The sequence below is a fragment of the Mesorhizobium sp. genome (genome assembly GCF_005063415.1).
GTDB lineage: Bacteria > Pseudomonadota > Alphaproteobacteria > Rhizobiales > Rhizobiaceae > Mesorhizobium.
In genome coordinates, this window is the sequence record NZ_SUEG01000173.1 from 1 (window position 1) to 9,760 (window position 9,760).

Here is a 9,760-nt window from a genome sequence, read left to right on the forward strand (position 1 = left end):
AAGCGGCAGATATTGGGAGGCTACATTCATGCGGTGCGGCTCTCAGGTCTAGTTTCCATCCAAGCCCTGATATCGGATTCAAGCCATGCGACTCGGCCGGGGGAGATGCGACGCCGCTTAGGGAACAGGCCTGCCTTCAGAGTCGCGCGGTCGCGCTCGAACTGCGTTCCACTGAAGTGCTTCAGGGTCTTTGCCGACTGGCCGGCGGCCCAGGCAAGTGCCCGCTCGCCTTCCACATCTTCAAGCCAAAGATAGAGATCGTCGTCGGGAGCATCCAGCGTTGGACGGACATCAAATGCGTTCATGTCCGGACAGCCTTCAGAAAGAAGGGATAGAGGCTTCCGTTTGATCGGGAACGCTTAGTGTTGGTAGCGGCGCCCACATGTTCGAAAAGCGTGATCATTGATGAGTTCTTCCAGTCGGTGCGGCATCGCAGTGCTTTTGCGCATAGGACCGCAATTGTCGTGCCAACTGGGAAAATCGTTTCGGAACAATGCGATCACTCTGGCAGCGTTGTGTCAGATGTCCGACATCGTCGAGAATCCGACAACGAGTGCTCCTCCTAATCACCGGATCAACCTCCGGCGCCAGGCGGTGACACCGCATTCCTCTGTCTTTCCAGGAGACGGCGTGGACATCAATGCCGTTCCTCACCGAACCCGCCTCCTAGCCCTTCGCCTGTGTAGCATACGTCACGGCCGCCCCCCGGTTTGGCTTCAACCTGGGATTACGGCGTCCTCTTTCGCAGAGAAGATCGGGTTGTTCGTGGCGCGCGCAGCGGAGCCGAAGGAGCTTTTTCTGGGTTGCGGATACTGGCATGTCGATATTACGACCGTGTGTCCTTCGACAAGCTTGGTGGCTTCTTCAACCAGAATCTCGCCGCGGAGATCGAATCGTTATCTGCGCCGCAAAGTGCGGCCGGTGAGCGGCGTGGCCCTGCGTTCCAGTTGGCCACGGTCCTCGCTGGGACGAGCAAGTAAATGGCTTGCGCAGCAACGGTGCGATCACACCTGGAGCACGGCGTCATCAGGAAAGCGCCATCCTTGTGCGCCCACGACACCCTGGTCGCCATCGGCCGCATCGCGGGGGGGCAATGTGGGCGATAACCATTCATTGATCTGGGCGATTGAGAGTTCTGCCGGGGCGCTATTGCTGCTCGGTAGGGCTGCGGGCTGGCGAGTCTACCAAGGCGAGCAACGACAGGCGAGACGGCAGACATTACGTGACGGAACTTGATATTGCAGTGCAGCAAGCGTAGAGCACCGCGCGCTTATCGGAGTGTCGTCCATGGCCCTTCTGGTAACGAGGCAGAACCTGTCGAACAATCGAGCCATTCTGAGGTCGAGCAGCACAGCACCAAGGCGCTGATGTTGGGCGCACTAGGTGTCGTTTATGGCGATATAGGCACCAGCCCGATCTATGCATTTCGCGAGGCGTTGCATGCATCAGCGGGTGGCAACGTCGCCAGCCGTGGCGACATCCTCGGCGTACTCTCGCTGATCATCTGGTCCCTGACGATCACCGTGACGATCAAATACATCATGTTCGTGCTCCGCGCCGACAATCGAGGCGAGGGCGGGGTGCTGTCGCTTATGGCGCTGGCGCGCAACAGTTTCCCGACCCGCTCTGCGGTGATCCTCGGCATCGGCATCGTCGGCGCGGCGCTTTTTTTTGGGGACGCCGTCATTACGCCGGCAATCTCGGTACTGTCGGCGGTCGAAGGTATGAATGTCGTCACGCCGACGTTCCAGCCCTATGTGGTGCCGCTGACACTGGCCATCCTGGCGATCGTGTTTGCGGTACAGCGGTTTGGCACCGGCGGCGTAGGATTGGTGTTCGGACCCGTTACCGCGCTGTGGTTCCTGGCCATCGGCCTTTCCGGGCTCAACCACATCATGGACGACCCGGAAATCCTGCTGGCAATCAGCCCGCATTACATCGTGTCGTTCCTGGTCAACTCGCCTGACGTCGCCTTCGTTACGGTTGGTGCAGTCTTCCTCGCCGTCACCGGAGCCGAGGCGCTCTACGCCGACCTCGGCCATTTCGGCCGCAAGCCGATCGTGCTCGCCTGGCTGGCGATCGTGTTCCCTTGTCTGTTGCTCAATTATGTCGGGCAAGGCGCCTTCGTGCTGGCAAATGGCGGCGTTGTCGGTCATCCGTTCTTCGAGATGAACCAGGGCTGGACGCTTATTCCGATGGTCGTGCTTGCCACGGCGGCGACCGTGATCGCCTGCCAGGCGGTGATCTCCGGCGCCTTTTCGCTGACCAGGCAAGCGGTACAGCTCAACATGCTGCCGCGTTTCGTCATCCAGCACACGTCGGAAAAACAGTCGGGCCAGATCTATCTGCCGCGCATCAACCTGATGCTGGCGCTGGTGGTGATGCTGCTGGTGGTCGGCTTCGGCGAATCCAGCCGGCTGGCCTCGGCCTACGGTATTTCGGTGACCGGCAATATGCTGGTGACGAACATACTGCTTTTTGTTGTGATGACGCGCATCTGGAAATGGCCGCTCGGCGTCGCGATAGCCTTAATGGCGGTGTTCGTCTTCATCGATACCGGCTTCTTTGCAGCTAACATCGTCAAGGTATTCGAAGGCGGCTGGGCCTCGCTTGCCATTGCCGCAGTGATCGTGATGACCATGTGGACTTGGATAAGAGGCAGCAGGTATCTATTCGACAAGACGCGCAGGAACCAGATTCCGCTCGATTTCCTTGCGGGCAATCTGTTGAAGAAGAAACCGCAGCTGGTGTCCGGTACGGCCGTGTTCCTGACCAGCGATCCCGCCAGTGCGCCGACCGCGTTGATGCACAGCCTGAAGCACTACAAGGCGCTGCACGAACAGAACGTCATCCTCTCTGTGGTGACGGCGCAGCAGCCCGTGGTGCCCGACAGCGACCGGATCAAGATGGAAACGATCAATGAGCTATTCATGCGCGTGACACTGACCTTCGGCTACATGGAACAGCCTAACATCCCGCGTGCGCTGGCGATCTGCCGCAAGCAGGGTTGGAAGTTCGACATCATGACGACCTCCTTCTTCCTCTCGCGTCGCTCGCTCAAGGCGTCACCCAACTCCGGCATGCCGGTGTGGCAGGACAAGCTGTTCATCGGCTTGGCGCGCACGGCCGCCGACGCGACGGAGTATTTCCAGATCCCGACCGGACGTGTGGTCGAGATCGGAACGCAAGTGGCCGTTTAGGTATGCCCGGTTAAGCAGAATCAATCGGCATTTCGCGAGCCGGTGAATGCCTGACCGGACGGAGGCCACGATGCTTGCGCAAAACTGGGGTCCGGTTCCAGGTCCGAAGCTTCCGGCCCCGAAAGCCGTCCTTTACGCCTGCGATCATTTCCGTTCCGCATTGTCTTGCCGACCCACCAGTCGAGATGAGCTGAAACGACCTCGCCGGCCAGCAACTTATCATTTGAACCTAATCGATGTGCCGCAAGTCCGACCTTCATTCTTCAGTTCACAGGCTAGCGTTGCCAAAATCGGCGTGCCGCCTAACCGGCGCCGCACCGTGACTTGTCAGGATGCTATGCAGGCGCGAGGCAGAAGCTGGCTCGAGGCCGCCGGCCTGGTGCTGGTCCGGCAGCGGCCGGGCTCGGCCAAAGGCTTCATGTTCCTCTGGAGGATGAGACGGGGTGCGGCAAACGTCGTCGTCTGGGTCAAGATCTCTCGAGAAATTCCGGCGCGTGCTTCTTGCTTCGGCCATGCTCGGCGTCCGCGGACGCGTCCGGGGGAAGAGGAGGTGGTGCACCTCTTCGCCCACGAGCTGACCGATCTGTCGGCTGGGCTGGCCAGCGTGGGAAACCGCAAGACGCCGTTTCCGTTGCCGCACGGCCGAGGGACGAGGCTCATCACGGCGGATCGGGCATCGATCCGCGCGGCATGCCGAAGGGCGCGACATCGTCGATGCAGTATGACCATATCGACCCTATCAAGTTCAAGACGCGTAACTTCCGGTAGCGCTTCCGGAGGCCACTTCAGCAGCATGTTGTGCACACTTTTGTCGGACCCTGTTAACTGCCGATTGGCAGCAGGTCACCCCGTGCCGGATCCCAAATGTCGTCGCTCTCAAGCGCAACGACTGCCCGCACCTTTTTAAGTCAGCGAGCACCTCCACCGCCGGACGCCGCCACGTTTCCTGAGCCGCGGCGTAACGGGTGTATTTGTGACTGTCCGGCTCAAACCACTTCAACGATTCCAAAGTAGCCATGGCGTCGCCCTTGCGGCTGCGCGTGATGCGAATGATCGTGATCCCATCCTCAGCGCTCGCGTCGAATGGAGACACGCTGCCAACGCTTCATCTGCTCTACCCCATCTTTGTTCCAAGGCGGTCGGATCATCTCAATGAGCCCTGCCTCGGGGTGGCCAAAGCATGCATATTTATCGTTCGGCCCCGCATCGAATTATCATCTGCGATGTGGGACTCGATCTTGGGTTGGCGACGGCTTCGCTCCGGGAGTAGACGTCGGACCACTGATAAGTGCCGGACCTTCTTCACAAATTTCTCGGCGGACTCATCGTGAACGCTCGATTGGACGTAAATGCGGTTCGCGGAAACGCAGGTCTGGCCGGCATTGCGGAACTTCGCCTGGACCGCACCGTCAACAGCACCGTCAATGTCGGCATCATCGAAGATGATGAAAGGTGCATTGCCGCCGGGTTCAAGGCTGACCTTCTTGATCTGGTCAGAGCACTGACGCATCAGCAGCCGTCCGACCTCGTTCGAACCGGTAAAGCTGATCTTTTGAATCTTGGAATTGGTGCAGAGTTCACGGCCCACGCGATCACCTTCGGACGCATAGATCAGGTTGACCACGCCATCGGGAAAGCAGGCCTGATGGGCGAGAGCAAACATTGCACCTAACCACGCCACGATAAGATCGAGCGCGGCTTCGTTGCGTGCGGGTCTGTGGTCAGTGGAGGGCGGAGGAAAAGCGCTCGGCGTGCTCGCCCTCGCGATACCACTGGTTCGCGCCGGCAAGCGCCAGTTTCTGAGGCAAATCGCCGAACAGCTGGTAGAGCCTTACTCTCAGGGCTTGGCATCTATGTCGCCTACGACCGCCACATGCAGCCCGTCGCTTGCGAAAGCGGCTTTGTGGAAGGCGCTTAGATCGGAGGGCGTTACGCTAGTCAGGCTCCCTTGGGCGGTCTCGAATACGGATGCGTGCCGTAGATTCCGCGCCGCCAGGCCAGCTCGGCGATCGCATGAGGTTCGCGCTCATTGGCAATGATTTCGGAGAGAAGCTGGGCGCGTATGCGGTCGAAAAGTGCTGGTGTAGCCGGCTGCGGGTCGCGCCACCGAGAATGTCGGCCAGCAGTCGAGCGCCGCGGCCTCGCACCAGGGACCGCCCATGAATGACTCATGCGAGGCGTCTCAAGGCTGTCCGCGATCCAGCGCCAGATCTCCGCCTCGCCCGAGACGCGCAGAGCTGGCCGGTTGTGCAGGAGCCGTAGGCAATATCCGCCTTCCTCGTTCGGATGGGTAACGCTTGCGATACGGAGTCTTGACTTTGGCAGTCGCTCTGTGACATTACCTATATAAAGGTCGAAAGAAGGCGATATGGATCATGCATAGGTCACAGAGACCCGAATGAAGGCAACGTATAAACGCACCTATTCGCGCTACGCGATGGAAGCGCTTGGCCTTTTCGGTAAGACCATCCGGCTTGGCCGGATGCAGCACCGGTTAACCGCACAGGAGTTAGCCGAGAGAATCGGTGTTTCACGCAGCACCCTGCAGCGCATCGAGAAGGGCGATCCCAAAGTCGAAATCGGACTGATGTTCGAAGCTGCTGCCATTGTCGGTGTGAAGCTGTTCGATGCCGACGGCAATGGCATCACAGCCCTCACAGGCCGCATGGACGATCGCATCGCGCTGCTGCCGAAGCACGTCTACAAGGCCGGCAAGCAGATCGTCGATGAGTTCTAAGGTCCCCAAGTACGACGAAGCCTATGTCTGGGTCTGGCTGCCGGGCGAGACCGCGCCGGTTGTCGCCGGGCGGCTATATGCCCATGACGGACTTGTCAGCTTCAACTATGGCAGGAGCTTTCGTGAACTGGGAAGCGCGATCCCGCTTTATCTCCCGGAACTGCCCCTGAAGGCAGGCGAATTGCCTTTGCTTCCTGGCCTAACCATGCCGGGATGCATCCGCGATGCTGCCCCTGATGCCTGGGGACGACGGGTTATCCTAAACCGCAAATTCGGTGTGAAGGGCGATGAAATCGCGCGGCTCGATATTTCAGAACTGACGTTCTTGCTGGAATCAGGCTCGGACCGCATCGGCGCGCTCGATTTTCAGTTTTCGCCCATGCATTACGAGCCGCGCGCACTGGCCAATGCCACTCTCGAAGAGCTTGTCCAATCGGCGGAGCGGGTAGAGAAAGGTATTCCGCTCACCCCCGAATTAGATCAGGCGCTGCATCACGGCAGCTCGATCGGCGGCGCAAGGCCAAAGGCGCTGATCGAGGATGACGCCGTCAAGCATGTCGCGAAATTTTCCTCGTCTGCCGACCTTTACAGCGTCGTCAAAGGAGAATTCATAGCCATGCGGCTTGCCGCCTTGTGCGGCATCAGAGCGGCATCCGTCTCGCTCGTTCGCGCCGCAGGCAACGACGTGTTGCTCGTCGAGCGATTCGACCGGATCAAGGTCACGGGCGGCTGGCAACGCAAATCCATGGTCTCAGCGCTGACGATGCTCGCGCTCGATGAGATGATGGCGCGTTACGCCAGCTACCAGGATTTGGCGGAGATCATTCGCCACCGATTCACCGCGCCGTCGGAAACTCTGCGCGAGTTGTTCAGCCGCATTGTCTTCAACATACTTTGCGGCAACACCGACGATCATGCCCGCAACCATGCGGCATTCTGGGACGGGGCTAAGCTCACCCTCACGCCTGCGTACGATATTTGTCCGCAGGCCCGCAGTGGCCAGGAGGCCAGCCAGGCCATGCTCATCAGCGGCAATAACCGCATGAGCCGGATAGCGTCCTGCCTTGAAGCGGCGCATCACTTCCTGCTCAGCGCGCCGGAAGCTCTTGCGATTGTTGAAGGCCAGCTCCGATGCATTGCGGAGAATTGGCCGCGTGTCAGCGAGGAAGCTACGCTATCCGGCATAGATCGCAATCTGTTCTGGGGCCGACAGTTCCTCAATCCCTACGCTTTTACGGCGCTGGAAGGAAGCGCCGACGTTCTCCGCGCTCTGGCTGACGAACTACGCAACAGTGTTCACGCCTGATCCGGCGCTGGATTTCGGACAAGCTCGGCAAGCGCAAGACGCCACAATATGGACAACCCTTGCCGTGCCAGGACGAAGATTGAACAAACGGCTCTTCAACAGTGACAACGTGCACTGCGGAGAGATGTTGAGCTGACACCGCAAAAGCCCAAGACGCGCGACTTCCCGCGATACAACTCCACATAACTGAGCGTCTACAAGCGGTGCAGCCAGCCAAACATCCAGCCATCAAAGCGATGATCGTCTGATCTTTTGCCGATGACATCACGTCGGGGAAGACTTGTTCGAGCGCTTGCCGCTTCATATCGATACCGGCCTGGGCGTAGCGCATCGTTAGTTCAGCCCGAGTGGCCTGGCCATCGACTGATGGTGGCGATGTCAACACCCGCCTTGACGAGGTGGATGCCGTCGTGTCCCGCAAAGGGCGATGATGGATGCTTTTTTCCGCCAGGGTGGTTCCTTCGCCCGCAGCCATGTGTGCGCAGCAAGTATCGAACACCGAACCGGGTGAGCAGTGTGGGGCGGTCGTTGCTTTGCTCGGCGGGACAGGGCGATACCAGACGAAGGTCACAATCGAAGATTCAGGATCCCTGAACTCGGGCATCCGTATTGAACATCAGCGAAAACAGAGCGTAATCCCGCTGTCCAGAAGGCGTGCGGCGGTCGATACGCGCCAGGACGCTCTTGATTTCCGGGCTCATCGAGATATTCGACAGGTGCCACCCACGCGCCCTCTTGAAGGGAAGTGTCACCACCAGTTGCAGCGTATCCATATATTCGGGGTGCTCCGAAATCAGGAACCGCGCAAAGGCATGCATCGCCGCCAGCCTTGCATTGCGGGTCGCAACTGCCACGCTCGACCTCAAGTGATGTGAGAAAGCTGCCCATCCTGTCGGTATTGATGTCGGAGACCGCTTCTTTCAAGAATATCTTCCCGCTCTCCCGCGGCATGAGCCCGTGGCATGCTTCGGCCCAATGCTGTGGATTGATGTTTTTTCATGCCACAACCTCGCTGACGAGACCGCCGAAAGCCCCTTCAAAGCGGTCGGTGGCGATCTCTCGCAGCTTTGGAAGGTAGTGCATTGATTTTTCGTGGAATGGGGACCCTGTTTAAAGGGTGATTTTCGTCCAAACGGGACCCTTTAACGATGGGGTCATCAAGATGCCTCCGGCTTGATCGGAGGCATTTGTGTTTTGGATGTTGGTTTTAGAGACGATTGCAAAACGTCGGCTGTCGCTGGTCCAGGGGAAGTCGATCAAGGCGATCTGCCGTGAGCTGAAGATCTCGCGCAAGGTGGTGCGCAAGGTCCTGCGTTCTGAGCAGACGGAGTTCCGCTACGAGCGCAAGCACCAGCCCTATCCCCGCATGGGAGCTCGGCGTGAGACGCGGGACCGGCTGCTGTCGGCGAATGCGGCCAAGCCGCAGCGGGAGCGGCTGCCGGTCGCTTCGACGGCTTCCATTGCATTCCCCCGTCGGTGTCGAAGACCTGCACGGTGCGCTTCGACAACAACAAATACTCGGTGCTGTCGAGTGCCGTCGGTCGGCCCGTCGAGATCCATGCTTATGTCGATCGGATCGCATCCGCCAGAGGATGGCGTGGTCGTGGGAGAACACGTTCGCTCCTTTGGCCGCAACGAGGTCGTCTACGATCCCTGGCACACGGCGCGCGCCGTTCCTTAGCTGGGTCGTGCGGTCGGCAATGGAGAAGGTGCGGCGCAGCTCAAGGCGGTTGATGACGTCGACCGGCAGATGGTGTTGATCCTCACCTGGGTGCTGACCGACGGATTGAGCGCGGTCGAGGCCGCCTGTCAGGAAGCCATCGAGCACGGTGCATCGTCGGCGCCGGTGATCCTCAACATCCTGGCCCGCAGCCGCGATCCGGCGCCGGGCACGATCCTTTCCATTCCCCAAGCGCTGAAGCTAGCTCACGAGCGGTCGCCGACTGCACCCGCTATGACAGTCTCAGGAGGACAAACAGCCATGGAACGCACCGAGGTACTGGAACTGATGGGAGCGCTGAAGCTCTACGGAATGCGCAGAGCCTATGACGAGATCATGGGCGCGTCGCCATCAAGCGACGGCACGAGCCGCCCAGGATTGTCGGTGATCTCTTGCAGGCCGAGATATCGGAGAAGCAGGCCCGCTCCATCAAATACCAGTTCGCTGTCGCCAAGTTGCCGCTGGCCAAGGACATCGACGACTTCGACTTCGCCGACACGCCGGTCACCCCCTGATGCGCGATCTCGCCCGGCCGCGCCTTCGTCGCCGATCAGCGCAACATCGTCCTGGTCGGCCGCCTTCACGGGTCACCCAACTCGCGCGGAAGGTCGACCGCATTGCGACGGGCGCGTGTCGACTTCCCAACAATGTCAGACAGGAGACGCAACGCTATCGGAGCGATCGCATTGCCCGAAACGATTTTCCCAGTTGGCACGACAATTGCGGTCCTATGCGCAAAAGCAAACTAGACCTGAGAGCCGCACCGCATGAATGTAGCCTCCCAATATCTGCCGCTT

At 59.7% G+C, this 9,760-nt stretch carries 5 protein-coding genes and 4 pseudogenes; 6 read left to right on the forward strand and 3 right to left on the reverse strand.

What is annotated here, in order from left to right; genetic code table 11:
- Positions 1-26: 26 nt before the first annotated feature.
- Positions 27-305: an AlpA family phage regulatory protein gene (locus tag E5W70_RS28045; protein WP_127309512.1), complete on the reverse strand. Its 279-nt coding sequence runs from the start codon at positions 303-305 to the stop codon at positions 27-29.
- Between the two features lie 1,062 nt (positions 306-1,367).
- Here E5W70_RS28045 and E5W70_RS28050 point away from each other — a divergent pair.
- Positions 1,368-3,200: a potassium transporter Kup gene (locus tag E5W70_RS28050; protein WP_292664577.1), complete on the forward strand. Its 1,833-nt coding sequence runs from the start codon at positions 1,368-1,370 to the stop codon at positions 3,198-3,200.
- Between the two features lie 304 nt (positions 3,201-3,504).
- Positions 3,505-3,968: pseudogene (dnaE2, locus tag E5W70_RS28055) on the forward strand (error-prone DNA polymerase); the annotation flags it as partial.
- A 448-nt stretch (positions 3,969-4,416) separates the two neighbouring features.
- Here dnaE2 and E5W70_RS28060 read toward each other — a convergent pair.
- A pseudogene (locus E5W70_RS28060) lies at positions 4,417-4,986 on the reverse strand (aldehyde dehydrogenase family protein); the annotation flags it as partial.
- 651 nt (positions 4,987-5,637) lie between these two features.
- Here E5W70_RS28060 and E5W70_RS28065 point away from each other — a divergent pair.
- Together E5W70_RS28065 and E5W70_RS28070 are read left to right on the forward strand one after the other, a co-directional pair.
- Positions 5,638-5,937 carry a helix-turn-helix transcriptional regulator gene (locus E5W70_RS28065; protein WP_210326673.1) on the forward strand — a complete coding sequence of 100 codons (300 nt, stop codon included), beginning with the start codon at positions 5,638-5,640 and terminating at the stop codon, positions 5,935-5,937.
- Positions 5,927-7,243, forward strand: coding sequence for a type II toxin-antitoxin system HipA family toxin (locus tag E5W70_RS28070; RefSeq protein WP_095486040.1), 1,317 nt, complete (start codon positions 5,927-5,929; stop codon positions 7,241-7,243). Before E5W70_RS28065 ends, E5W70_RS28070 begins: the two co-directional genes overlap by 11 nt.
- A gap of 581 nt (positions 7,244-7,824) precedes the next feature.
- Here the strand turns inward: E5W70_RS28070 and E5W70_RS28075 are convergent.
- Positions 7,825-8,097, reverse strand: a complete 273-nt coding sequence (locus E5W70_RS28075) for a hypothetical protein (protein WP_095486041.1) — start codon at positions 8,095-8,097, stop codon at positions 7,825-7,827.
- Positions 8,098-8,680: 583 nt separating this feature from the next.
- Here E5W70_RS28075 and E5W70_RS28080 point away from each other — a divergent pair.
- A pseudogene (locus E5W70_RS28080) lies at positions 8,681-9,214 on the forward strand (IS21 family transposase); the annotation flags it as partial.
- 10 nt (positions 9,215-9,224) lie between these two features.
- A pseudogene (locus E5W70_RS28085) lies at positions 9,225-9,538 on the forward strand (ATP-binding protein); the annotation flags it as partial.
- Between the last annotated feature and the right edge of the window lie 222 nt (positions 9,539-9,760).